Below are 24146 nucleotides of genomic sequence, written 5' to 3'. Positions count from 1 at the left end.
ATGTCCGCTCATCATCGGACAGTTCGTGATCATGGCATGGCCGAATTGGGCAACCGAAGGCATGGGATTCGGCCAAGACCTATCTGTCTCGGCCGATGACCGGTCAATAACCTTGTGTGCATTGTCCGTTACCGCTGAGAGTGAGCGATCATGGCCACCGCACAGCAGGTCCCCGACATCCTGTCCCCCGAGTTCGCCCAGAATCCCTACCCTGCGTACCGCGCCATGCGGGAGCATTCCCCCCTCATCTGGCACGAGCCCACGCAGAGCTATCTGATCTCGCGCTATGCGGATGTCGAGCGGGCGTTCAAGGACAAAGAGTCCGCCTACACCACCAAGAACTACGAGTGGCAGATCGAACCCGTACACGGGCGGACGATCATCCAGCTCAGCGGGCGAGAACACGCCGTCCGCAGGGCACTGGTCGCTCCCGCCTTCCGCGGCCGGGACCTCCAGGACAGGTTCCTCCCGGTCATCGAACGCAACGCCCGGGAACTGATAGACAACATCAAGCACCGCGGCGAAGCCGACCTCGTCGACTCCTTCGCGACCCGCTTCCCGGTCAACGTCATCGCCGACATGCTCGGGCTGGACAAGGCGGACCACGCACGCTTCCACGGCTGGTACACCACCGTGATCGCTTTCCTAGGCAATCTTTCCGGCGACCCGGAGGTCGCCGACGCCGGGGAGCGCACCCGTGTGGAGTTCGCCGAGTACATGGTGCCGATCATCCAGCAGCGCCGGGCGAACCTCGGGGACGACCTGCTCTCCACGCTCTGTGCGGCAGAGGTCGACGGCGTGCAGATGAGTGATGAGGACATCAAAGCCTTCTGCTCGCTGCTCCTCGCGGCCGGCGGTGAGACCACGGACAAGGCGATCGCCAGCATCTTCGCCAATCTGCTCACCCACCCGGAGCAACTCGCGGCCGTCCGTGAGGACCGCTCCCTCATCGACCGGGCGTTCGCCGAGACCCTGCGGTACACACCCCCGGTTCATATGATCATGCGGCAGACCTCGGCCGAGGTGACGGTCTCCGGGGGCACCATTCCCGAGGGCGCCACCGTCACCTGTCTGATCGGCGCCGCCAACCGTGACGAAGACCGCTACCACGATCCGGACCGCTTCGACATCTTCCGCGACGACCTCACCACGACCACCGCATTCTCCGCGGCGGCGGACCATCTCGCCTTCGCGCTCGGCCGGCACTTCTGCGTGGGCGCCCTGCTGGCCAAGGCGGAGGTGGAGATCGGGGTCAACCAACTCCTCGACGCCATGCCGGACATGCGGCTCGCAGATGGATTCGAGCCGTCGGAACAGGGTGTCTTCACCCGTGGGCCCGGCTCGCTCCCTGTGCGATTCACACCCGTGACGGACTGAACCCCTGCCGATCGCCCGGCCCACCCCGTTGATCACGATCAAAGGGTGGGCCGGGGCATCGACACAGGGCCGCCCCGAGGGTTCGGGTGACGGCGGGCGGTGTCAGCGAACCACCGGAGTGAAGCGGACGGGCAGCGACGTCAGCCCGCGCATCCAGATCGAGGGGCGCCAGTTCAACTCCGCCGGCTCCACACCGAGCACCACGTCCGGCAGCCGTTCCAAGAGCGTCTCCACTGCCGTACGCGCGATGACATCCGCGAGCAGGGGGGCGGGGTAGGGGCACCGGTGCTCGCCGTTGCTGAAGGACAGATGCGCCGAGTTCTCCGCCCCGACGTGTCCCTCCGGCCAGATCTGCGGATCGGTGTTGGCCGCCGCGAGGCCCAGCACCACACAGTCACCCGCGCGGATCTGCCGACCGCCCAACTGCGTGTCACGTACCGCCCAACGGCCGATGAAGTTCTGCGTCGGCGTGTCCAGCCAGAGCACCTCGTTCAGCGCCTGGCCGACACTGAGCCGACCGCCCGAGACATTCAGTGCAAAGCGGTCGTCGGTCAGCAGTAGCCGCAGACTGTTGCCGATCCAGTTGGCGGTGGGCTGCTGGGCCGCGGCGATGATCGAGATCAGATCCTGGATGATCTCCTCATCGCTCAGCCGGGCCTGGTTGACCAGCATCCGTGATGTCACATCAGGACCCGGTGCCGAACGCTTCTCCTTGACCAGTTGCTGTATGCGCTCCTGTACCCGGATGTACGCCGCCACCGGATCGTCGCCCTCGTGGGCGTCCAGGGTGATCCGCAGATCGCGCACCAGTTCCTCGGTGTCGTCACCCCCGGCGGGCATTCCACACATCTGGACGGCGGCCCGCATCGGGAGGGCGTGTGCGTACGAAGCCATCAACTCGGCACGTCCGCTGCCCGCGAAGACATCGATCAACTGATGGGCGATCCGACGACTCCAGTGCGCGAGTTCGAACTGGTCCACACCCTCCAGCGCCTCGGTGATCACTCCGGCTCGACGCTGGTGCTCGGGGCCCTCGGTGAAGAGCACCGAGGGCTGGTAGCCCACGAAGGGCATCAACGGCCAGTCGGCGGGGATCGAGCCCCACTGGTTCCAGCGCCGTGAATCACGTGCGAAGAGGTCATCGTGCCCGGTCACATAGCTGACCTCGGCGTAGCCCAGCACCAGCCACGCCGGAATGTCACCGTCCAGCAGAATCGGTGCCACCGGTCCGTACTCGCGGCGCATGGCGCGGTAGAGCTCGGAAGGGGTCTGCTGGTACTCCAACCCGCTCAGCCGCATGGCGCCCCCGTGGGCCGGGCAGCCGGGGGGCGGCGCCATCGCGGCCCCGGATGGACCGGCGCCCCCGCTCACTGATTCCGTGAACTCGTTCATGGTGTCATCTCCCGGGCCATGGCCAGTTCATGCAGGTGGTTGACGAGGCTGATCAGCACATGCTTGCCAGAGTTGCGGACCCGGGCGTCACAGTCGAGCAAGGGCACATGGGCGGGCAGCGACAACGCCTGACGTATCTCGTCCAGGGAGAAGGCTGCGGGGTCGCCGTCGAAGCGGTTGACCGCCACGACGAAGGGCGTGTTGTGGTGTTCCAACCGGTCAATGGCGTACCAAGAATCGCTCATCCGACGGGTGTCGACCAGGACGACCGCGCCGAGAGTGCCGGAGAACAGACGGTCCCAGAGGAACCAGAATCGCTCCTGGCCCGGCGCACCGAACAGGTAGAGCACCATGCGGTCGTTGAGGCTGATCCGGCCGAAGTCGAAGGCTACCGTCGTGGTGGTCTTAGTGGTGAGCCCGCCCGGATCGTCGACTCCGACGCCCGCCTGGGTCATCACCTCCTCCGTGTTCAACGGACGGATCTCGCTGACGGACTTGACCAGCGTGGTCTTGCCCACCCCGAAGCCACCGACGATCACGATCTTCAAGCCGGTCTCGGCGGAGTCGACCAGCGGTGTCCTGCCGGTTAGTTCAGAGGTTGCGGAGTCCATGGAGCACCTCCTCCAGGAGTGCCGAGTCGGGCAGGTCGATGAGGGAGCGGCTCCGCCGTGGGTGGCGTGCCGTGATGCGCCCCGTCGCCTGGAGGTCGCCCAGCAGAATCCGCACCACCGTGATCGGCAGTTTGAGTTCTGCGGACACCTCGACGACCGCGATGGGATGCCGGCACAGTTCCAGGATCCGTACGTGCTCCGACTGCATGCCCGGTGATGGCGCACACTCGCTGACGATCAACGTCACCAGGTCGAAGTTGTCATCGTCGGTACGGCTGCGGCCACCGGTGACCGTGTACAGCCGATCCGGGTCACCCATGTCGACGGGGCGGCGTGTCATGAGCGCGGACTCTCCCCGGCCGGAATGCGGGGCTCGGCCCGTAGGTGTTCGCCGATCTGCTCGACCAACTCGCTCATCTGGTGTCCCACCGCCCCTGGATCGGCGCCGTCCGCGGCGATGACCGCCAGATGTGCGCCGTCGCCGGCCTCCACGATGAAGAGCAGTCCGCCGTGGAACTCCGTCATCGAGTGCCGGACACCGCCGCTGCCGTCGCCGAACTCGACCGACGCCCCCTGTGCAAGGGCCTGGATGCCCGAGCAGATCGCCGAGAGTTGGTCGGCCTGGTCAAGTGTGAGGTGCGGCGTCCAGCAGAGCTTGAGCCCGTCGCGTGAGAGCACTAGGGCGTGGCGGGTGCCCGGGGTGCGCTCGAGAAGTCCTTCCAATAGCCAAGTCAGGCTGTTGTCCGTGGTCTGCATGATCTGGATGGGGTCGGTGTCTCCGGACGTTCCGGTCACCGACCCGTGCCTCCTGTTTCCCGAACTCGGTGGTGCATGGGACGCATACGGCATATCGGCGCGCTGGCGGGTATGCGGTAGCTGGTCTGTACGGGCCCCGGCCTCGACCGGGCCGGTTGTCGGGCTACTGGTCCGACGGCTTCGGCTGCTGCCCCTCCCGCGCCTTGCGCGCCCGGTGGAAGGCGCCGAACTGGGTTCCGGCGTCCCGTCCCGGCGTTGGGGGCGGCGGGGGCGGAGTGGGCTGCGAGTCGGTGGTCTGCTGGTCGCCCCTGCCGCGGTCGGCCGCGGCCATGGTGCGTCCCGGTGGTCGAACGGGCAGCCCGTTCGGAGTTGCCATGCGCGGACCGCCCTGGGCGGGGAGGGAGGGAGCGGGGGGTGTCGAGTACGGGCTCGGCGGCGCGGAGTTGGCCGGTGCGGAGGGCGTGGGCGGCAGCCGGTCCGATGCGGGCTCGGGCGCATACAGGGGGGAGTGCGCATCGATGGAGACTCCGCGCGACTGGTGCAGCAACTGCGGCGGGAAGAGGACCACGACACCGGTCCCCCCGCGCGACGACGGCCGGAAGCTGACGCTCATCCCGTACTTGGCGGCGAGGATGCCGACGACGACGAGCCCGAGCCGGGTGCTCTGGAGCGTGGCCAGATCGGAGCCGCGCCCGGACACGGATTCCTCCGCGCGCCGCATGGCCGCGTCGGCCATCTTCAGCCCGCTGTCCTCGATGGTGATGACCAGTCCGGCGGTGCGTTCCTCGACGTAGACGTGGACCTCGTCGATCGGCGGCGAGAAGTTGGCCGCGTTGTCCATCAGTTCGGCCAGGAGGTGCATGACGCCCTCGGCCGCGTAGCCGGCGACGGCCGCGGTGCTGGAGGAGTGCAGACGCACCCGCTGGTAGGCGGCGATCCTGCCCACCGCACCGCGCAGGATGCTCTCCATCCCGATCGGCTTGTTCCAGGCCCGACTTGCCCGACCACCCATGAGCAGCGCCAGTCGGTCGGTGAGCAGGCCGAGTTGGGAGGTGTTGTGGTCGAGCTTGAGCAGATCGCCGAAAACCTCTTCGCCGTGACGATCCTGCATGTCCCGAAGGTCGGCGAGCATGCTGACGGCCTTCGCCTGGACCCGGCTGAGCACCTTGGCGCTGGCGCCCTGGGCCGCTGCCGCGCGGCGCTCGCTGAAGGCGAACTCCCGCACGATCGAGTCCAGGATCACCCGCAGCCGGGCGTCGTTCGGATGTTCGAGCTCGGCCAGGGCGGTGCCCGCGGACGCTCCGCCCCGAAGGCGCTCGATGGCGGCGGGCAGGGTGACGGTGGTGAGCCGGTCTAGATCGTCGGCCGCCTGGGCCAACTGCCGTACGGCTTGGATGCTGTCGGCACCCGAGACACGGGCGCGCTCCTCGCTGGTGGCGAGTTCCGTGGCGAAGATCTGTACTGCACGACGCAGTTGCGGGTCCGCGGGTGCCGGCGTGCCGCCGAGTGCCCTTTCGGCCGACTCGCCGTCCCGCAACCTCTTGACGAGGGAGGGGAGGGTGACGTTCACAAGATGCGCGGAGTCCGCTCCGGTCTGCGCCGCATGTGCCTGGAGGGAGCGCAGTTCATCTCCGGCGGCGGTCGTCTTGGTCCGTAGCCGCCGGGCGTTGAGCAGGGTGGTGACGGTGACCGCGGCCACCCAGAGCCAGCCGGCCGCGACGGTGGCCGCGACCCAACTGCGCGCGGCAGGAGGAGCAGCCGCGATCGCAGCGCCACCGACCGCTCCGGCCACCACGACCGACCCCAGGGGGATGAAGAGGGGCAACGGCTGTGGTGTTCGTATCCTGCGCGGTTTCGGCGCGACTGGTACTGACATTCGGTCCCTCGCTGCTTGAGTCCGGGGAATCCGGGGGACGCCCCGGGAGAACAAGGTGAGATCAGACGGGCCGGCCGCTCTGTGGTTCGGACGGCGGTACGGATCGGGCACCGAGAAGTTGACGGTGATCTTCCGTACGTATGCGACCTCATGCTAGTCACGCGCCGCAGCCGGGAAGTCCGCACAGCGCCGACAGCCCGCAGATTGGAGGACTTAGTCCCGAACTCACTACTCCGAGCCGATGAACGTGATAGGCGGCAAAACCGGGCCTTGTACGGTTCGCGGCTCCGTCCACTCCCTGTGACTCTGTGATTGCTGTGGTTTGTGGGGTGAATGCGCTATGTGTGGTTGTGCGATTGTGCGATGAAGGGGCTGATTTCAGCCAACCCGAGGCATGGTTCGGGTGTGCGATCCCCGGCACCCCCGGACGAAGCGGACGCATGGTCGTGGGGTGAACATCACAGCAGGGCGATCTGATGGGCCCGCACCCTTGCGGATACGGTGTGGAGGTGTCCGGAAACAGAAACGTGTTCTCGTCCAGATCGCCTTCCGGCTGGTGGCGGCGGGCTGTGACCCGCGCTGTCCATGGCGGCTGGCGTTGGGTGCAGGAAGCGGGGGCGGTCACCGCGGAGCATCCCGGGCGGCTGAGCTTCCGGGCGTTGGGGCACGGGACCAGGCTGGCCTTCCCTCAGGGCACGGTGTTCGGGGAGCAGTGGATCGAACTGGGGGACCACTGCATCATCGGCGAACAGGTCACTCTCACCGCGGGAATGATGCCCGGACTCGATCTCGGGCCCGCGGCGATCCTGACGCTGGGTGACGGAGTCGTGCTCGGGCGGGGCAGTCATGTCATCGCCGACACGCGGGTCGTCATCGGCTCCGACACCTACTGCGGGCCCTACGTCTACATCACTTCGACCAATCACAGCTACGACGACCCCGGGCAACCGGTCGGCAAGCAGTGGCCGCGAACCGAGCCCGTGGAGATTGGGCCCGGCTGCTGGCTGGGGACCGGCGCGGTCGTCCTCCCCGGCGCCCGACTCGGCCGCAATGTCGTGGTCGCTGCCGGGTCCGTCGTGCGCGGCGACGTGCCCGATCACTCCGTCGTCGCCGGGGCTCCTGCCCGTGTGGTGCGGAAATGGGACGCGGAGCGAGGATGGCAGCCTCCGCTGCGCACACCGGCGCCGGTTCCCATCCCCGAAGGCGTCACCCCGGAGCAGTTGGTGGCTCTCGCTGAAGGGGAGTCAGAACCGGAGAGCTGAACGCGAACCGGCACCTGGGGCCCGAGCTCGAATCGGAGTCCCGGAGTCCCGGAGTCCGGTGACGTGGGGGGCTTGGCGAACGGCTCAGCGGGTGGCCAGCAGGATCGTGCCGACCAAGGCGAGCCCTGCGCCCGCTGCCTGAATCCCTTTCAGCCGCTCCTGTAGGAAGGCGAATGCGGCCAGAACGGTTACCACCGGATAGAGGCTGGCCAACACCGCCGCCACGGTGACCGGCCCGCTGTTGGCCGCGAGTGAGTAGGTGCCGTTCGCCGCCACGTCCGCGAGGCCCACGAAGGCGAGTGCCGGTAGTGAGCTGAGTACGACACTTGCGCCGCCCTCCTCGGGCAGGGCGCGACCGCCCCGACGGACGGACACGTACAGGGCCGCGCCCCCCACGGTCACATTGGTGATGCGTTGGACGAGGAGGGCGAGGAAGAGTCCGCTGATGGAAGTGGCCGCTTCGGCGATCAGGGCCATCACCGCGCCGAAGCCGACCGCTGCCACCAAGGTCAGCATGATCGCCTGTCGTCGGACGGACGTGCCCCGCAACTCGGGCCCGCCGGCGAGGACCACACCCATCACGGCCACGGCGATCCCGGCGAACTGGAGCAGGCCGGGGCGTTCGCCGAGCATCAGTCCTATCCCCACGGGGACGGCCACACCCAGTGATCCGAGAGGGGAGACCACTCCCATGGGTCCCAGGGCAAGGGCCTGGTAGAAGCAGAGCATCGCCGCGGTTCCCACGACCCCCGCCGCGACCGCGTACCCCAGCCTCGGGCCGGCCTGGTCCCATGCGCCGGTGGCCAGTACGACGAAGGCGAGCACCACGGTGGCCAGGACCTGTGAGGCCACCACGACCGTGAGCGCCGGTATTCGGCGGGTCAGCAGTCCGCCGCCGAAATCCGCCAGGCCCCAGAGCAGGCTGGTCGCCAGGGCCAGCAACGCCGTCATCGACAACCTCGCAGTACAGTGTGGTGAACGAGTCAGTGCAGCACACCGTAGTGCAAAATATTCGACTCTGTCATTGAAGATAGTGGACTCATTGTGTCGGACCTCGACCAGCTCACCCAATCCCTCGCCCGCAACCTCAAGCACTGGCGCGGTCGGCGGAGCCTCACCCTCGACGGGCTCGCCACCCGCTCCGGAGTCAGCCGGGGCATGATCATCCAGATTGAGCAGGCGCGCACCAACCCCAGTGTGGGAACCACGGTGAAGCTCGCCGACGCACTCGGCATCAGCATCACCACCCTCCTCGACTATGAGCAGGGCCCGCAGGTGCGGCTCGTGCCGCCACAGGCGGCGGTGCGCATGTGGTCCACCTCCACCGGTAGCTCCACGACCCTGCTGATCGGAACCGAAAGTCCCGGACCGCTGGAGCTGTGGTCCTGGCGGCTGATGCCCGGCGACCACAGCGAGTCCGACGCCCACCCGGAGGGAACGGTAGAACTGCTGCACGTGACCGCGGGTGAACTCACCCTGGTCGTGGACGGCGAGTCTCATGCGGTCAGCGCCGGAACATCAGCTTCCTTCGATGCGCAGGTGCCGCACGGCTATCGCAACGAAGGGACGACGGCCGTGGAGATGACGATGGCGGTCAGCGTCCCGCCCGTGCGCTAGGTCGCGAACCGTCAAGGTGTCCGCAGTGTCGTCGAGCGCAGCCGACGTTCCTGCTTCCGCCTGTTCAGAACGGCCATCCATGGGGCGCGTGCCCGCTGCTAGCGTGGGCGCCATGCGTGCTCCCATCGGAACCTTCGACAACGCCCGACCCGCCATCGACTGTCTTGACCTGCTGACACCGTCCGTCGTGGATGCCCTGCGCGGATGGTCCGCAGACGTCCCCGTCGACCAGTTGATCTACGTCGACACCGATCCGGAGATCGCGGACACCGCAAGCTTCGTGGAGCACCACGGCCGTGAACTGCTCGACCAGTCGGCCAACTGTGTGGTCGTCGCGGGTAAGCGGGGTGCCGAGTCCACCCTTGCCGCCTGTCTGGTGCAGTCCCGCACCCGCGTCGACGTCAACGGCCTCGTCCGCAAGGAACTGGGCGCCCGCAAGGCGTCGTTCGCCCCACGCGACACGGCCACCGGAGAGACCGGCATGGAGTACGGGGGCATTACCCCGATCGGCCTGCCGACGGGCTGGCCCGTGCTTGTGGATGCGGCCGTCGTCGACCTTCCCTGGGTCCTCATCGGCAGCGGACGCAGGCGCGGAAAGCTAATCGTCCCCGGAAAGGCGTTCGCAGGGCTCCCCGGCGCGATGGTCCTGGAGGGTCTGGGAGTCTGACGCAGCCGGTGTATGCAACGACCGCCGGCCGGACCCGCAGGATTACCTGGATCCGACCGGCGGTCCCGGTGGAATCAGCCGAGCCGCGGGATTTCAATGGCGGGGCAGTGGTCCATCACCATGTCGAGCCCGGCGGCCCGAGTCCGTGCGTACGCCTCGTCGTCGATCACACCCAGTTGGAACCAGACCGCCTTCGCCCCGATCGCCACCGCCTCATCGGCGACGGCACCGGCCCACTGGGAGTTGACGAAGACGTCGACCACATCCACCGGGAAGGGAACATCGGCGAGACTGGCGTACCCCCGTTCGCCGTGCACCGTCTCCGCCTTGGGATGCACCGGGACGATGCGTTTGCCGAAGCGCTGGAGCACCCGGGCGACGCCGTACGCGGCCCGCGACTCATTGTTGGACAAACCCACCACGGCCCAGGTGTCACCGCTCGTCGTCAAGATCCTGCGGATGGTCTCCGTCTCTGCGTCCATGCACAGCACAACGGGCACCCCTGACGGCGCATTCCCCGGTGAGAGCCGCATAGGCTGGGCCGATGCAGGACCAGTACCGGACCCTCGCCTATGAAGGCGTGCACGAGACAGAGATCAATCGATCGCGCTTCATCTGTGCGCTGGCACCCGTCGCCACCGAAGAGGAGGCGCAGGCGTTCGTCGCCCGCATCCGGCGCGAGCATCCGACCGCCACCCACAACTGCTTCGCCTATGTACTGGGGGCCGACGCCTCCGTACAGAGGGCCAGCGACGACGGCGAGCCGGGCGGCACGGCCGGGGTCCCGATGCTCCAGATGCTCCTGCGTCGCGACATCCGCTATGCCGCGGCCGTGGTCACCCGCTACTACGGGGGCGTCAAGCTCGGCGCCGGTGGGCTCATCCGGGCGTACGGGGGAGTGGTCGGGGAGGCGCTCGATGCGTTGGGCACGACCGTGCGCCAGCGCTATCGGCTGGTCATCGTCACCGTGGACCACCAGCGCGCGGGCAAGCTGGAGAACGACCTCCGCGCGACCGGGCACACGGTCCGGGACGTGCGCTATGCGGAGCAGGTGACCTTGGAGATCGCCCTTCCGGACGCACGCACCGATGAATTTGTCCGCTGGTTGGCCGATGCGACGGCGGGATCGGCGGAGTGGGAGTTCGGCGGCGAGGCGTACGGGGAGCTGTGATCCGACGCCCTCCGTTGTGATCCGACGCCTCCGTGGTGATCCGGCCGCACCGACTGCGGTGCAGCCCGTCCGGACCAGCGCTGCGGCGGCCCCCTGTCGCAGAACGTCCTGGACCGCAGAACCTCAGGGGCACGTGCTCGTCAAGCCGTTGGGGGGCGGGAGATTCAGCCGCCGACTAGGACCGCGATGCCCAGCGGGCGCTTTCCGCCCGGTAGTTTCCTGGACGTTCCCCGGTCGAGGTCGACGACGGTGATGCCGTCCCAGTACCCGTCCCGAGTGAAGCCGCCCGTCACATAGGCGGTCCGCCCGTCGGGGGAGACGGTGATGTCCTCGTGCGGGCCGTCGAGCGGGACGAGGCGTTCTTTGCCGTCGCGGGACCTGATGGTGAGCGAAGCCTCCCGATCACCCGACCCGATCGGCCCGGTACCGACCACGAGCAGGGTTCCCTCGGCCGTGAGCGCGACTCCGTGCTGATGCGTGTCGGCCGTCATCCTTGCCACCGTCACCCGACCCGTGCGCGGATCGAGCACGGCCAGCCGCTCCCCTTCGAAGGGCAGCAACAGTCGCCCGTCCGCGGCGACCGCTGCGTAGTGCGGCTTCAGCCATGAGCCGAGGCCCCCCTCGGTGCCGTACGGCGCGACCTCGAAGCGGCGGGTCGCCAGGGTGTCCGCACGTACGGCGGTCACGTCGAAGGAGTCGTGCTGGGTGGCGTACACCTCCCGCCCGTCGCGGGCCACATCGACATCGAACGGACGGCGGCCGATCGGAACCGTGTCGACGACGGACCGCTGGGCGGTGTCGATCACTTCCAGGACGCCGGGGCCGCCCGGCACGTTCACCCCCACATAGACCCGTGAACCGTCGGGAGAGAGCGCGATCCCCATGCCGCCGCCGCGGTACTCCCCCTCCGTGACCGGTCCGGTGTCCGTTCGGTACGGGATGCGGCCCAGGCTGCTGCGGGTTCGGGTGTCCACGATCGCGACGCCCTCCGCGGTGGCGACCCAGGCGCGCCCCTCGGCGTCCACTGCCAGACCGTAGGGCGCCGTACCGACCCTGACCGAAGCGAAGGGGCCCGTCCGCGGATGGAGGAAGGTGACGGTGTCGCTGCCGAAGTCGGCGACCAACAGGGTGCCCCGGGCGGTGACCCGTCCCGGTGCGGGGGACCCGGTGGGGGAGGAGGGCGCGGACGTCGCCGGGGCGGGTGGCCGGGACTCGACGCCCTGTTCGCCACCGCGGCCGGTCGAGCAGCCCATCAGGGCGGCGAAGCAGAGCAGAGCCGCGATCGGACGCATCCGGCCGCCGCTACGGGTCGGCCCGCAGGTCCGGTGTCGAGCGGTGTCCATGGCGCCTCTCCGCGTCGGTGTCAGCCGGGTGCGCAGGGGAGATGGCGCACCGCCGGGGGTACGGGCCCGGCCGGGAGGTTCCCCGAACGGTGTGCCGCGTTGGGTTCCATCCTGCGGGCAATCGGCCGCGATCCCCATCCTCACACCGGTCGGTGCGGACGGAGCGATCGGTGGATCCATGGGTCAACCGATCGGTCGATGCGCCTTCTGGTCCCTGTGCACCGGACCCCGCGCGGGCGCAGGTGCGGTGAGCCCGGCCCGCCCACCACCGCCGCTGGCACCGAGAAGGCACTGACGACGTCCGCGACCCTTGCCGACGTATGCCGATGGACCGGACACCACGCACCCACGAGCCCGCGACTGTACGACACGACGTCCGTGCACTCGGACCGGTACCGGAGCGCCGTCCCCGCCCAGTTGCCACCGTATGGCACGCCCCACTTGCCACCGGATGGCGAGGAAAACACCGGTCCGTGCCGAACGCACCGGCGACCGGGGATAACGTGGGGGCGCCGCCGGCCGTGCCAGGGCGGCCCGGGGCCGGCCGCAGTGCCGGGGCGACACGAGACATCGGTGAGCTGGGGGAAGCAGAGAACATGCAGGTCGGAGTAGCCACGTGAGATTTCTCCACACGTCGGACTGGCATCTGGGGCGTTCGCTCCACCGGGTGCCCATGCTTTCCGCGCAGGCGACCTTCCTCGACCGGTTGATCAGCACCGTGCATGAGCGCGAGGTCGACGCGGTCCTGGTCGCAGGCGACATCTACGACCGGGCCGTCCCACCGCTCGCCGCCGTGGAACTCTTTGACGACGCCCTCCACCGGCTCGCCGCCGCCTCGGTCCCCACCGTGATGATCTCCGGCAACCATGACTCGGCACGTCGCCTCGGGGTGGGGGCCGGGCTGATCGACCGTGCCGGCATCCACCTCCGGACCGACCCGGCCGGCTGCGCCACGCCCGTACTCCTCGAAGACGCGGCGGGCCAGATCGCCTGCTACGGACTGCCGTACCTCGAACCCGCTCTGGTGAAGGATGAGTTCCGCACTGCCGCCGCCCGCCATGAAGCAGTGCTTGCCGCAGCCATGGACCGGGTGCGCGCCGACCTCGCGGGCCGACCCGACGGCACCCGTTCCATCGTGCTCGCCCATGCCTTCGTCGCCGGCGGCCAACCGAGCGACAGCGAGCGTGACATCACCGTGGGCGGGGTCGCCGCCGTGCCAGCCGGGGTCTTCCACGGAGTGGACTACGTCGCGCTCGGCCATCTGCACGGCTGCCAGACCATCACCGACCGGGTGCGCTACAGCGGTTCTCCGCTCCCGTACTCCTTCTCCGAAGTCCACCACCGCAAGACCATGTGGCTGATCGACCTCGGTGCGCAGGGTGAGATCCACGCCGAGCGCATCGACACCCCCGTGCCCCGTCCGCTGGCCCGGCTGCGTGGCACACTCGACGAACTGCTCACCGACGAGTCGCTCGATCGCCATGCGGAGGCGTTCGTGGAGGCGACCCTCACCGACGCATCCCGTCCGGCCGACCCCATGGCCAGGCTCACCCGGCGCTTCCCGCACACCCTCAGCCTGGTCTTCGAGCCGGAGCGCGGCCCCGACGGGCCGACCGCACGTTCCTACGCCGAGCGGCTCAAAGGCCGTGGCGACCAGCAGATCGCCGAGGACTTCGTGGCGCACGTCCGCGCCGGGCAGGGCCCCGACGAGCAGGAGCGGGCCGTGCTGAGCGGGGCGTTCGACGACATCCGGGCCGCGGTGGCGGCACACGACAGCGGAGGCGTACGCACGGTGCCCCGGCAATCCAACCCCGGCCGCAAGACCGTCGCGAGCGCCGGCGAGGCGACCGGATGAGGCTCCACCGGCTCACCCTCACCGCCTTCGGTCCCTTCTCGGACGAGCAGCACATCGACTTTGACGCACTGTCATCGGCGGGCATCTTCCTGCTCCACGGACCCACCGGCGCGGGCAAGACCTCCGTGCTCGACGCGGTGTGCTTCGCCCTGTACGGATCCGTCCCCGGCGCCCGTCAGAGCCCGGGCACACCGCTGCGCAGCGACCACGCCGACGCCGGCACCCCCACCGAGGTTCTTCTCGAACTCACCGTCGCCGACAGGCGGTTGGAGATCGTCCGGCGCCCGGCCCAACCCCGCGCCAAGAAGAGCGGCAAGGGTTTCACCACCGATCGCGCCCAGAGTTGGCTGCGCGAGTACGACGACACCACGGGTACATGGCAGGCCCTCAGCCGTTCCCACCAGGAGATCGGTGAGGAGATCACCCAACTGGTCGGTATGAACCGCGAACAGTTCTGCCAGGTGGTGCTGTTGCCGCAGGGCGACTTCGCCCGCTTCCTGCGAGCGGACGCCGAGGCCAGGGGCAAGCTCCTCGGTCGACTGTTCGACACCAGCCGCTTCGCCGCGGTCGAGGAACGCCTTGCCGAACGCAGGCGGGCAGCCGAGGCCCGGGTGCGCACCGGCGACGAGCAACTCCTCTCGCTGGCCCACCGCATGGAACAGGCCGCGGGTGCGGCGGGTGGCGACTGGCCCGCCCCCGCTGGGCAACCGGGAGATCCTGGACTGGCCGAATCCGTACTGACCTGGGCGGCCATCGCCCGCTCCGCGGCCACCGAGCGGCTGGACATCACCACTCATGCGTTGCGGACGGCCGAGAGCCGACAGGCCGCGGCCCGTTCCCGGTTGGACGACGAACGGGATCTGCACCAACGCCAGCAGCGCCACGCCGACGCCTGCCGCCGCAATGACGCCCTGACGATGCGACAGGCCGAGCACGATTCCGCACGACTGCGCTGGGAACGCGGCGAGCGGGCCAGGCAACTGGCCCCGGCGCTCCGGCTGAGGGATGAGGCCGAACGGGACCACGCGGCAGCGAGCACCACCTGGCAGAACGCCCGCACCGGGCTGCCCCAGGACCTGGGCGATGCCGGTGTGGAAGCACTGTCGGCCCGAGAGGGGCGGCTGCGCCAGGATCTCGGGGGGCTCCAGGCAGCGCGCAGGGCCGAACGCCGCTGCGCCGCCATCGACCAGGAGCAGTCCGAGTTGGACCGGCAGGCACGGGTCGACGACGACGTCCTCGCGGAGGCCCGGGAGTGGCTCGCCGGCTGGGAGACGCTGCGGCACGGCTGCCGCGAGCGCATCACCGCAGCTCAGGAAGCGGCCACCCGCGCCGAGCAACTGACCGCCAGGATCGGGCCGGTCCGCGGCAGGCTCGAAGCGGCCCGGGAACGCGACCGCCTGGTCACCTTGCGGGACGAGGCGACGGAAGCCCTACGGGCGGCTCGGGACCTGTCGACCGCGGAGAAGGAGGTCTGGCTCGACCTCAAGGAACGCAGGCTGCGCGGAATCGCATCCGAACTGGCGGTGAACCTCACTCCCGGCGAACCCTGCACCGTGTGCGGCTCGATCGAACACCCGCGCCCGGCGGCCCGGGACGACGACCGGGTGGAGCCGGCCGCCGAAGACGCGGCCTACGAGGTGCACACCGAAGCCGAGGCCGCGAAGGCGACCGCGGAACGCGAACTGGCCGTGCTGCAGGAGTCCTGGGCCAGGGCCAGGGCAGAAGCCCGGGGCGCCCTCGGGGACGGCGAGGCGGCGACCTTTCCCATCCCGGACGGCAGCCCGGGCGGGCGGACGGAACCCGAGGCGTACGTCACCTCCGCGGACCCGCTCGCTGGCCCCGGTGTTGTTTCCGAGGACACGCCCCCGGACCCCGATGCCGGGGAACTGGGCTCGCTCGTCGAACGATTGGAGAGGGAGCAGCGACAGGCCCATCACCTCGCCTCCGGACTCCACGCCGCCCACGAAGCCCTCGACCGGGCCGAGCGCGAGCATCAGGAGCGGCTCACCGTGCGTCAGCAGGTCGAGCAGCGAGCCGCGGCCCGAACCTCCCGCCGTGAGTCCCTCGAAGAGGAACACGCCACGCTCTCGGCGGAGTTGGCACTCGTGCATGACGGCGAGGTCGGCATCGACGAACTCGCCGCCCGACTGGAGCGGCAGGTGACCAGGTTGGCAGCAGCAGCCGATGCCACACGTGCCTTCGACGCCACGGCCAACCGGCTGAAGGACGCCGACGACCGACTGGCCGATGCCGCCTATCGAGCCGGATTCGACACCCCGGCACAGGCCGCCGCGGCCCTCATGGGCGAAGCCGAGCGAAGGGACCTGCGCCAGCGCATCGACGCCTGGCAGACGGAAGCCGCGGCCGTGGCCGACCGGCTCGCCGAACCCGAGACCCGTGCCGCGGCCCAGCGTCCCCCGGCTGACCCCCGCGCTGCCGAGACAGCCTGGGAGAACGCCGAACAGACGCTTCGTGACGCCACCTCCCGCCTCGCCGCCGACCGGCAGCGCTGTGCCGAACTCACCCGGCTCTCCCAGGCGGCGTCCACCGAGGTCCGGCGACTTGGACCGCTGCGTGAGGAGTACGAGCGGGTCGCCCGGCTCGCGGGGCTCACCGCGGGCACATCCTCGGACAACGAGCGCAAGATGCGGCTGGAGTCGTACGTGTTGGCCGCCCGGCTCGAACAGGTGGCGGCGGCTGCCTCCGTCAGATTGCAGCGCATGTCGTCGGGCCGCTACACCCTCGTACACTCCGATGCCCGCACGGGGGCCCGGCGAGCCGGGTTGGGGCTCCATGTCGTGGACTCCTGGACCGGTAGGGAACGCGACACCACCAGCTTGTCCGGGGGTGAGACCTTCTTCGCGAGTCTTGCGCTCGCGCTCGGCCTGGCCGATGTGGTGACCGATGAGGCCGGGGGGGTGCGGCTCGACACCCTGTTCATCGACGAGGGGTTCGGCAGTCTGGACGAGCAGACCCTCGACGAGGTCATCGACGTCCTCGACTCCCTGCGGGAGCAGGACCGCAGCGTCGGGATCGTCAGCCATGTCGCCGATCTGCGTCGCCGCATCCCCACACAGCTCGAAGTGGTCAAGCAGCGCGGTGGTTCGGGCATCCGGGTGCTGACGGCACCCCTGGGCGGTTGATCGCGTCCCCGGCACTGCACGACACGGCAACCGCACTGGACGGCACGGTAACCGCAGCGCATCGACCCGCGTTGGTCCGGCGTCGAGGGGGGCGTCGAGGGGGGCGTCGAGAGAGGTCGGCGGGCCGGGCGGCAGGTGCCGGCCGGCCCGCGGGCGGTATTTCGCGCGACAACGCCGTCGGGCTCGCGCAGGATGGGGTGCCATGCCCAAGTACCCACCTCCGCAGACCGCCTCCCTCCGTCGCGACCCCCTGCCCCTGCGGGGGCGTACCGCCCTGGTCACCGGTGCGAGCAGACGGGGTGGCATCGGCTACGCCGTGGGGCGTCGACTGGCCGCGCTGGGGGCGAGCGTCTACCTCCACCACCACATCCCGCACGACGCCTCCCAATCCTGGGGAGCTGATCCGGGCGGCCCTGAGGCCGTGGCGGCTGGCGTTAGGGAAGCCCTGGGTGATCCCGCGGCCCGCGTGTGTCACGGCCCGGCGGATCTGGCCGACCCGGCGGCACCAGCCGCACTGATCGCTGCCGCTGGCGAAGCCCTCGGCGGGACCATCGACATCCTCGTGGCCAATCACGCCCTCAGCGGCCATGACGGCACGCTGGACGAGATCGATGCGGCGATGCTCGACGCCCACTGGGCGATCGACACCCGCTCGGTGCTGCTGCTGGTCCAGGCGTACGCCCGGATGCGCACCACCGCGTCGGCCGTCACCCCCGGTGGGCGGGTGGTGATGATGACCTCAGGACAGGACATCGCGGGGGGAATGCCGCACGAGATCGCCTACGCCCTCGCCAAGGGTGCGTTGGCCTCGGTGACCCGTTCGCTCGCATCCGGCCTCGCCGATCTGGCGGTGACGGTCAACACGGTCAATCCTGGTCCGGTGGACACCGACTACCTGGTCGGAGAGGAGTACCGGAACGTGGAGGAGCGGTTCCCCGCCGGCCGTTGGGGCATGCCGGACGATCCCGCCCGACTGATCGCGTGGCTGGCCACCGATGAGGCGGAGTGGATCACCGGTCAGGTCATCGACTCCGAGGGCGGCTTCCGGCGCTGATGGCGTGAAGCTGTCACGCGAGCTCCGGAGCGCGGGCACCCGCGGCCCCGAGCCGGGGGAACGACCGCACGCGTCGCCGTCGCCGTACGGAAGAACCGTCGGGCACGGAGCTGCCCTACGCCACCGAGTTCGGCGGACTGCCGGCACCGGTCCCGGTGCCGGGGTTCGAGTGTGCTGCCGGGACCGGGGTTCGCCCCGGATCCCGGCAGCAGCGTTCGTCAGCCACGACCTAGAGGCGCGACAGTTCGTCCACCAGATCGTCCAGCCCCAGCGACCCCTGGGACAGGGCCGCCATGTGCCACGCCTTGGCGTCGAAGGACTCGCCGTGGGCCTCCCGTGCCTTCTCCCGACCGAGCAACCAGGCCCGCTCGCCGAGTTTGTAGCCGATCGCCTGGGCCGGGACGGACAGATAGCGGGTCAGTTCGCTCTCCACGAAGTCCGCGGGACGCCCGCTGTGCCGGCCGAAGAACTCCTGCGCCAGAGCGGGGGTCCACCTCTCGCCCGGGTGGAACGGCGAATCCCCCGGGATCTCCAGCTCCAGGTGCATGCCGATGTCGACGATCACCCGGCAGGCGCGCATCATCTGCGCGTCCAGATAGCCGAGGCGCCGTTCGGGGTCAGGGAGGAAGCCGAGTTCGTCCATGAGCCGCTCGGCGTACAGCGCCCACCCCTCGATGTTGGCACTGACCCCGCCGATGGTGGCCTGGTAGCGGGACAACTGGTCGGCGACGTGCGTCCACTGCGCCAACTGGAGGTGATGACCCGGGACGCCCTCGTGGTACCAGGTGGTCACCAGGTCGTACACGGGGAAGCGGGTGGCGCCCATGGTCGGCAGCCAGGTCTGGCCCGGCCGCGAGAAGTCCTCGGACGGCGCGGTGTAGTAAGGGGCTGCTGCACTGCCCGCGGGTGCGATGCGCGACTCCACCTTGCGGACCTGCTCGGCGAGTTCGAAGTGGGTGCCGTCCAGGGCGTCGATGGCCTCGTCCATCAATCCCTGGAGCCAGCTGCGCACCTCCTCGACGCCTTCGATGTGCTCCCCGTGCTCATCGAGGTGGGCAAGGGCCTCCCACGGGCCGGCACCCGGAAGGATCTTCTCCGCTTCGGTCGTCATCTCCGTGAGCAGACGGTGGTACTCCGACCAGCCGTAGGCGTACGCCTCGTCGAGGTCCAGCTCGGTGCCGTTGAAGTAGCGGGACCAGCGGGCGTACCGTTCACGGCCCACGGTGTCGGGAGCATCGGCGACGGCGGGCGCGTACACATCGCGCATCCAGTCCCGCAGGGCGGTCAGGGCATCCGTGGCGCTGCGGGCGGCGGACGCGAGGTCCTCGCGCTGCGCCGTGGGGCCGTCCGCGACGAAGTCCTCGAACCAACTGCTGTCCGTCCCGATCCACTCCGTCAGTTGGTCGATCATCGTCGCCGTCGCCCGCGGGCCGGCCGGTAGCTTCCGCTCCAGCCCCAGTTGCAGCGAGGTGCGGTACCCCTCGAATGCGCTCGGCACCGCCCGCAGGCGGCGGGCGATCGCTGCCCAGTCCTCCTCGGTGTGCGCCGGGGTGACCGTGAACACCTCACGGACCTCGTGGACCGGGGAGCGGAGGTTGCTCACTGTGCGCAGTCCTTCATCGGACTCGCGAACACCCAGGTCGGCCGTCAGTCGCTCGCGCAGCAGTCGACCACAGCGCCGTTCGGCGTCGCTTTGGGCACCCGGCAGCTTCTCGGCGTCGTCAAGCTCGGCCAGGGTCCGTCGGGCGAGCTCGATGAATCCCTGCTGACCCTCGGGTGAGTAGTCGGGCAGGAACGGCGAACTCTCCTTGACTCCCAGATAGGTGCCGACGGTCGGGTCCAGTTCGATGAGGGCGTCGACGTATGCGTCGGCGACCTGACGGGGCAGCGGGCTGCTGGGGGTTACTGACATGCACACATCCTCATACGAGTGGGGGGTCCGCGTCACCATCGTCTGGCCGCGGGAGTGTCGCTGACCGGCCATTCCTTCGCTACTGACCGGCCAGCGGTCGGTCAGCGGTCGTGGGTAACGGGCCGAAAGGTCGATCAGCGGTCACAGTCGACATGCTTACCTGACGCCCGCTCGAAGGGGTCGCCGGGGGCTCATCTGGACGCGATTCGGCTGGGATTCGGCTGCCACGAGCTGGGGAATCCGGGCGGTTCCCGACGGTCTGTGGCGGTCGGTCCCGGCGCGATCTGGGTGTCCGCTCGGTCGCCCAGGGCATGTGTTGGACCGGCGGTCCTTCGAGGGGCGGCGATAGGGGCGCGGCCGTGGAGGTGCCCGCTATGGGTACGGCTCTCAGCGCTCCGCCGCTCTCCCCATGGCTACTCTCCGTCATGGCGGGTGAAGGGCGGATCTGCCTATGCGGGCCACGCCCCTCGCACGGACTGCTGGCCCTGCTCAGTGGGTCTGGGCCGGCTGATCCCTGCGGTCCGGCGGTAGCAGCGGCCCGCACTCCCACTGCTGGAAGATCAACCGGGTCTCCACCCGTGCCACCTCGGGGCGCGAGGTGAACTCGTCGATCACCAGCCGCTGGAGATCCGCGGTGTCCGCCACGGCCACATGAACGAGATAGTCATCCGGGCCGGTCAGATGGAACAGCGCCCTGGACTCGGGTAGCGCGCGGATGCGTTCCACGAACGTACTGATCAACTCGCGACGGTGCGGGCGCACCTGTACGGAGAGCAGCGCTTGGAGCCCGCGGCCGAGCCGGGCCGGGTCGAGTGCCAGACGATGGCCAAGGATCACGCCCGAACGGCGCAGCCTGGCCACGCGGTCGAGACACGTGGATGCGGCGATGCCCACGTCCGCCGCGAGATCGCGATAGGTGGTCCGTGCATCGTTCTGTAGGAGGCGAAGTATGCGGAGATCCACCGGATCAAGAGCGATAGATTCGGCCATTGGCCGAACGTAGCACGGGATCATGCCCGAACTTCCCGGTAAGTGTTCACCCTGCGGTCATGGAGAACTCAGCCTTCGCCGCCCCGACACCCCGGGCCCTGGCCACCGAAGCAGTCCATGCCGGACGCGAGGACCTCGCACAGCTCGGCCTGCACGCACCTCCACTGGATCTGTCCACGACCTACCCGTCCTACGACGCGGCTCAGGAAGCAGAGCGGATCGACGCCTTCGCCACCACCGGTGCCCGGCTGGAGGGTCCGCCCGTCTACGCACGGCTCGACAATCCGACGACGGCCCGGTTCGAGACTGCGCTCGCCCGGCTCGAAGGCGCCCAGGACGCGGTGGCGTTCGCCAGCGGAATGGCGGCGCTCACCGCGGTACTGCTGGTGCGCGCCAGTATGGGACTCAGGCACGTGGTGGCGGTGCGCCCGCTCTATGGATGCAGTGACCACCTCCTCGCCGCGGGCCTGTTGGGCACCGAGGTCACCTGGACGGATCCGGCTGGCATCGCGGCGGCGATCCGACCCGACACCGGTCTGGTGATGGTGGAGACCCCGGCCAATCCCACGCTCGCGGAAGTCGATCTCGCGGCGGTCCGGCACGCCTGTGGTGCGGTCCCCCTGCTCGTCGACAACACCTTTGCCACCCCCGTACTCCAACGGCCCCTGGAGTTCGGCGCCCAGATCGTCCTGCACAGTGCGACCAAGTACCTCGGCGGACACGGCGATGTGCTGGGCGGGGTGGTGGCGTGCGACGAGGAGTTCGCGGGCCGACTGAGGCAGGTGCGGTTCGCGACCGGGGGCGTTCTGCACCCGATGGCGGGCTATCTGCTGCTGCGGGGGCTGGCCACCTTGCCTATACGTGTGGCAGCGGCTTCCGCCTCGGCCGCCGAACTCGCCCGACGGCTCGGCTGCGATCCGCGAGTGACCGCGGTCCACTATCCACGACTCGGCGGTGGCATGGTCTCCTTCGAGGTCCACGGTGACCCCAGGGACGTCATCGCAGCCGTCCGGCTGATCACACCGGCGGTCAGCCTCGGCAGCGTGGACACCTTGATCCAGCATCCTGCCTCCATCAGCCATCGCATCGTCGCCGAGACCGATCGCCACTCGGCGGGCGTCAGCGACCGACTGCTACGGCTGTCGGTGGGACTTGAGGACGTCGACGACCTCTGGAGCGACCTCAGCCAGGCCCTCGGTGCCCAGCCGGCGCGCCGGGAAGAGCGGCCGATGAACGGGACGCTGTTGACGTCACCTCAAGGCGCGCGGTGATCACCAGGGTGCCTTCCTCCAACTGGTAGTCGAGCGGCAATCCGAGGCCCCGCATGGCGGAGACCATCCCGGTGTTCGACGACCGGGTCACCGCGTACACGCTCCGGCAGCGGGTCTCCCGGGCCAGTGCGAGGAGTCGACGCAGCAGTTCGGCGCCGATGCCCCGGCGCTGCCAGTCGTCCTCGACGAGCAGCGCCACCTCGGTCTCGTCCCCGTCCCACAGGAGGTGCCCCAGGGCGACCATGCGTCCCGAAGGCGTTCTGGCGGCGAGAGTCTGTCCGAAACGCGGATCGAGCAGATGGTTGAGATAGCGGTGGGCATCGCCGACCGGGCCGTGGTAGCGCTGCCGTAGGGCCCGGTCGGAGCACCGCTCGTGCAGTGCCGTCGCCTCGGACACGTCCGAGAGACCGGCTCGGCCCACGACGATCTCCTCGCCCTCGGCGAGCGTCCAGACGTCCTGGCCCCGGGGAATGCGCAATCCGAGCACGGCGTCCAACTCCACGAGGGCCCGTGCCCGGGCGAACTCGGTCGGGGTGAAGGCCAGATATGGGCGTTCCACCGTGATCGCGCCGCCTTCGCCGTCTCTCAACCGCATCACCGTGCCGTCCAGGACGCCCTCGACGGGCGGGAGGTCACGGGCGCGGTGGCCTGACGCGGAGACCGCGGGCCGGGACCTGATCGTGCACCGGCCCAGCAGCCGTCGCAGGGACAGGGGGAGCGCCGCGGAGTCCACGGCGGTACGGGCGGCGAGCGCGAGGACCCGGGTGGGCGTGTCGACCACGTCATGCGCGTCGGCGCGCTCGGTCCAGATGTCACGACCGCCCGCGCGGGCGATCTCCCGGGTCAGATGTTGTGCCTCCAGGGCGACCGGGGCGCGGAGCAGGAACTCGTCCACCGTCCCATCGGTGAGGGGGTGTGTCTGGAGGGTGAGGATATCGACGCGCAACCCCGCCAGGGCGGTGCAGAGGGCGGCGAGTGAGCCGGGTGTGTCCTGCACGGTGGTACGCATCCGCCAGAGCGTCGTCTCCGGTTGCTCCGGTACCGTGCCGGCCGCTGGAGAGGCAAGGTCGGGTACATCCGAGGTTGACGGGGCGAGACGCATTCCGGTGTCGATGTCCTGGACGCAACGGGCGCTCCCCGCCGTCCGCGCGCTCTTCCGCACATCCGCCGATGGGTTCTCCCGCGCATCTGCCCGCAGGTCCGCCTGCCCGTCCGTCCGTACGGGTTTCCGTGCGGAGGGCTCTTCGCGGCGGGTACCGCTCTGGCCGGGGCGAGATCCCTCTTCGGTGCGATCCAAGGTCGTGTCGTCGGCTGTAGCGCCCTTCGACGGGGCCGGACCTGCCGGCGGTGTACCGGGGGGCGCGGTCGGTCCGCTCGTACTGGGGGTGGAGCCGGAGCGCGTGACGATGATCGGTGTGGTGGTCGGGGACGCACCGCGGCCAATGGACCGACGGCGGGACCAGCCGAGCCACCAGAGCAGAAGCACACCGGTACTGACCACGGCGATCGTCACCGCCGCGGTCGTCGAGGGCTCCGGGAAAGCCGGTGCCGAACCCAGCGCCCCCGAGGTGCCGCGGGTGGTCAGGTCGCCACCGTGGATCCCCGCGGTACGGCCGGCGTCGGCGCCACCCATGGCGCCGGGGTCTGTTGTGGCGTGACGGGTCATCGCGCCGTTGACGGTCAGCAGGAGTACCGCCGTCACCGCAGCGAAGGCGGCAGATGGACCGAAGAGACTCCGCCGCCACTGGCGCGGACGGCGGGTGCGTTGCGCGGACATCGTCTCGGTCATGCATCCACCCTCTCCGAGCCGTATTGCCCAGCCACGAACGCTGTGTGACCGATGGGTAAA

20 protein-coding genes are annotated in these 24146 nt (G+C 69.5%); 9 read left to right on the top strand and 11 right to left on the bottom strand.

The genetic code is table 11. The features are described 5' to 3' along the window. Nucleotides 1-150 precede the first annotated feature (150 nt). Nucleotides 151-1377 carry a cytochrome P450 gene (locus OID54_RS06610; RefSeq protein WP_329015299.1) on the top strand — a complete coding sequence of 409 codons (1227 nt, stop codon included), beginning with the start codon at nucleotides 151-153 and terminating at the stop codon, nucleotides 1375-1377. 102 nt (nucleotides 1378-1479) lie between these two features. Here the strand turns inward: OID54_RS06610 and OID54_RS06605 are convergent, their stop codons facing one another. The 5 genes from OID54_RS06605 to OID54_RS06585 form a co-directional block, all read right to left on the bottom strand. Beyond that, a complete protein-coding gene (locus OID54_RS06605) occupies nucleotides 1480-2769 on the bottom strand; it encodes a cytochrome P450 (protein WP_443055536.1) in 1290 nt (429 codons plus the stop codon). Further along, a complete protein-coding gene (locus OID54_RS06600) occupies nucleotides 2766-3380 on the bottom strand; it encodes a GTP-binding protein (RefSeq protein ID WP_329015296.1) in 615 nt (204 codons plus the stop codon). Before OID54_RS06600 ends, OID54_RS06605 begins: the two co-directional genes overlap by 4 nt. Continuing rightward, on the bottom strand, nucleotides 3361-3720 hold the full coding sequence (locus OID54_RS06595; RefSeq protein WP_329015293.1) for a DUF742 domain-containing protein: 360 nt from the start codon (nucleotides 3718-3720) through the stop codon (nucleotides 3361-3363). The genes OID54_RS06600 and OID54_RS06595 overlap by 20 nt, the downstream gene beginning before the upstream one ends. Continuing rightward, complete coding sequence (locus OID54_RS06590) at nucleotides 3717-4136, bottom strand: roadblock/LC7 domain-containing protein (RefSeq protein WP_329027309.1); 420 nt, start codon at nucleotides 4134-4136, stop codon at nucleotides 3717-3719. The genes OID54_RS06595 and OID54_RS06590 overlap by 4 nt, the downstream gene beginning before the upstream one ends. A gap of 163 nt (nucleotides 4137-4299) precedes the next feature. Next, entirely contained in the window at nucleotides 4300-6012 is a 1713-nt protein-coding gene (locus OID54_RS06585) for an ATP-binding protein (protein ID WP_443055535.1), read from the bottom strand. A 509-nt stretch (nucleotides 6013-6521) separates the two neighbouring features. Between OID54_RS06585 and OID54_RS06580 the strand changes: the two genes are divergently transcribed. Beyond that, on the top strand, nucleotides 6522-7274 hold the full coding sequence (locus tag OID54_RS06580; RefSeq protein WP_329015288.1) for an acyltransferase: 753 nt from the start codon (nucleotides 6522-6524) through the stop codon (nucleotides 7272-7274). Nucleotides 7275-7358: 84 nt separating this feature from the next. Here OID54_RS06580 and OID54_RS06575 read toward each other — a convergent pair whose 3' ends face one another. After that, nucleotides 7359-8225: a DMT family transporter gene (locus OID54_RS06575; RefSeq protein ID WP_329015284.1), complete on the bottom strand. Its 867-nt coding sequence runs from the start codon at nucleotides 8223-8225 to the stop codon at nucleotides 7359-7361. Between the two features lie 93 nt (nucleotides 8226-8318). Between OID54_RS06575 and OID54_RS06570 the strand changes: the two genes are divergently transcribed. After that, the gene (locus OID54_RS06570) at nucleotides 8319-8891 is read left to right on the top strand and encodes a helix-turn-helix domain-containing protein (protein ID WP_329015281.1); all 573 of its coding nucleotides are present in this window, start codon (nucleotides 8319-8321) and stop codon (nucleotides 8889-8891) included. Nucleotides 8892-9003: 112 nt separating this feature from the next. Continuing rightward, nucleotides 9004-9558 carry a YbaK/EbsC family protein gene (locus tag OID54_RS06565; RefSeq protein ID WP_329015278.1) on the top strand — a complete coding sequence of 185 codons (555 nt, stop codon included), beginning with the start codon at nucleotides 9004-9006 and terminating at the stop codon, nucleotides 9556-9558. 74 nt (nucleotides 9559-9632) lie between these two features. Here OID54_RS06565 and OID54_RS06560 read toward each other — a convergent pair whose 3' ends face one another. After that, nucleotides 9633-10040 (bottom strand): CoA-binding protein, encoded by a 408-nt coding sequence (locus OID54_RS06560; protein ID WP_329015275.1) that lies wholly within the window; start codon nucleotides 10038-10040, stop codon nucleotides 9633-9635. A 62-nt stretch (nucleotides 10041-10102) separates the two neighbouring features. Here OID54_RS06560 and OID54_RS06555 point away from each other — a divergent pair, with 62 nt between their 5' ends. After that, nucleotides 10103-10729 (top strand): YigZ family protein, encoded by a 627-nt coding sequence (locus OID54_RS06555; RefSeq protein ID WP_329015274.1) that lies wholly within the window; start codon nucleotides 10103-10105, stop codon nucleotides 10727-10729. 164 nt (nucleotides 10730-10893) lie between these two features. Here OID54_RS06555 and OID54_RS06550 read toward each other — a convergent pair whose 3' ends face one another. Then, nucleotides 10894-12072 (bottom strand): YncE family protein, encoded by a 1179-nt coding sequence (locus OID54_RS06550; RefSeq protein WP_329015270.1) that lies wholly within the window; start codon nucleotides 12070-12072, stop codon nucleotides 10894-10896. A 616-nt stretch (nucleotides 12073-12688) separates the two neighbouring features. On the opposite strand from OID54_RS06550, the gene OID54_RS06545 reads away from it, so the two are divergent. From OID54_RS06545 to OID54_RS06535, 3 genes are all read left to right on the top strand, one after another. Then, nucleotides 12689-13927: an exonuclease SbcCD subunit D gene (locus OID54_RS06545; protein ID WP_329015267.1), complete on the top strand. Its 1239-nt coding sequence runs from the start codon at nucleotides 12689-12691 to the stop codon at nucleotides 13925-13927. Then, nucleotides 13924-17070, top strand: coding sequence for an AAA family ATPase (locus tag OID54_RS06540; RefSeq protein ID WP_329015264.1), 3147 nt, complete (start codon nucleotides 13924-13926; stop codon nucleotides 17068-17070). The genes OID54_RS06545 and OID54_RS06540 overlap by 4 nt, the downstream gene beginning before the upstream one ends. A gap of 202 nt (nucleotides 17071-17272) precedes the next feature. After that, nucleotides 17273-18124, top strand: coding sequence for an SDR family oxidoreductase (locus OID54_RS06535; RefSeq protein ID WP_329015262.1), 852 nt, complete (start codon nucleotides 17273-17275; stop codon nucleotides 18122-18124). Nucleotides 18125-18353: 229 nt separating this feature from the next. On the opposite strand, the gene OID54_RS06530 is transcribed toward OID54_RS06535, so the two are convergent. Together OID54_RS06530 and OID54_RS06525 are read right to left on the bottom strand one after the other, a co-directional pair. Then, a complete protein-coding gene (locus tag OID54_RS06530) occupies nucleotides 18354-20036 on the bottom strand; it encodes a DUF885 domain-containing protein (protein ID WP_329015260.1) in 1683 nt (560 codons plus the stop codon). Between the two features lie 489 nt (nucleotides 20037-20525). After that, nucleotides 20526-21026 carry an Lrp/AsnC family transcriptional regulator gene (locus OID54_RS06525; RefSeq protein WP_329015256.1) on the bottom strand — a complete coding sequence of 167 codons (501 nt, stop codon included), beginning with the start codon at nucleotides 21024-21026 and terminating at the stop codon, nucleotides 20526-20528. Nucleotides 21027-21085: 59 nt separating this feature from the next. On the opposite strand from OID54_RS06525, the gene OID54_RS06520 reads away from it, so the two are divergent. Beyond that, entirely contained in the window at nucleotides 21086-22297 is a 1212-nt protein-coding gene (locus tag OID54_RS06520; protein ID WP_329015253.1) for a trans-sulfuration enzyme family protein, read from the top strand. Here the strand turns inward: OID54_RS06520 and OID54_RS06515 are convergent. Next, nucleotides 22209-23495, bottom strand: coding sequence for a GNAT family N-acetyltransferase (locus OID54_RS06515; RefSeq protein WP_443055758.1), 1287 nt, complete (start codon nucleotides 23493-23495; stop codon nucleotides 22209-22211). The two genes, OID54_RS06520 and OID54_RS06515, sit on opposite strands and share 89 nt — an antisense overlap. Nucleotides 23496-24146 lie beyond the last annotated feature (651 nt).

This window comes from Streptomyces sp. NBC_00690, assembly GCF_036226685.1.
In the GTDB taxonomy this organism is placed as follows: Bacteria; Actinomycetota; Actinomycetes; order Streptomycetales; family Streptomycetaceae; genus Streptomyces.
Note: the sequence above shows the minus strand (reverse complement) of the source record. Positions and strands in the feature narration are given on the sequence as shown.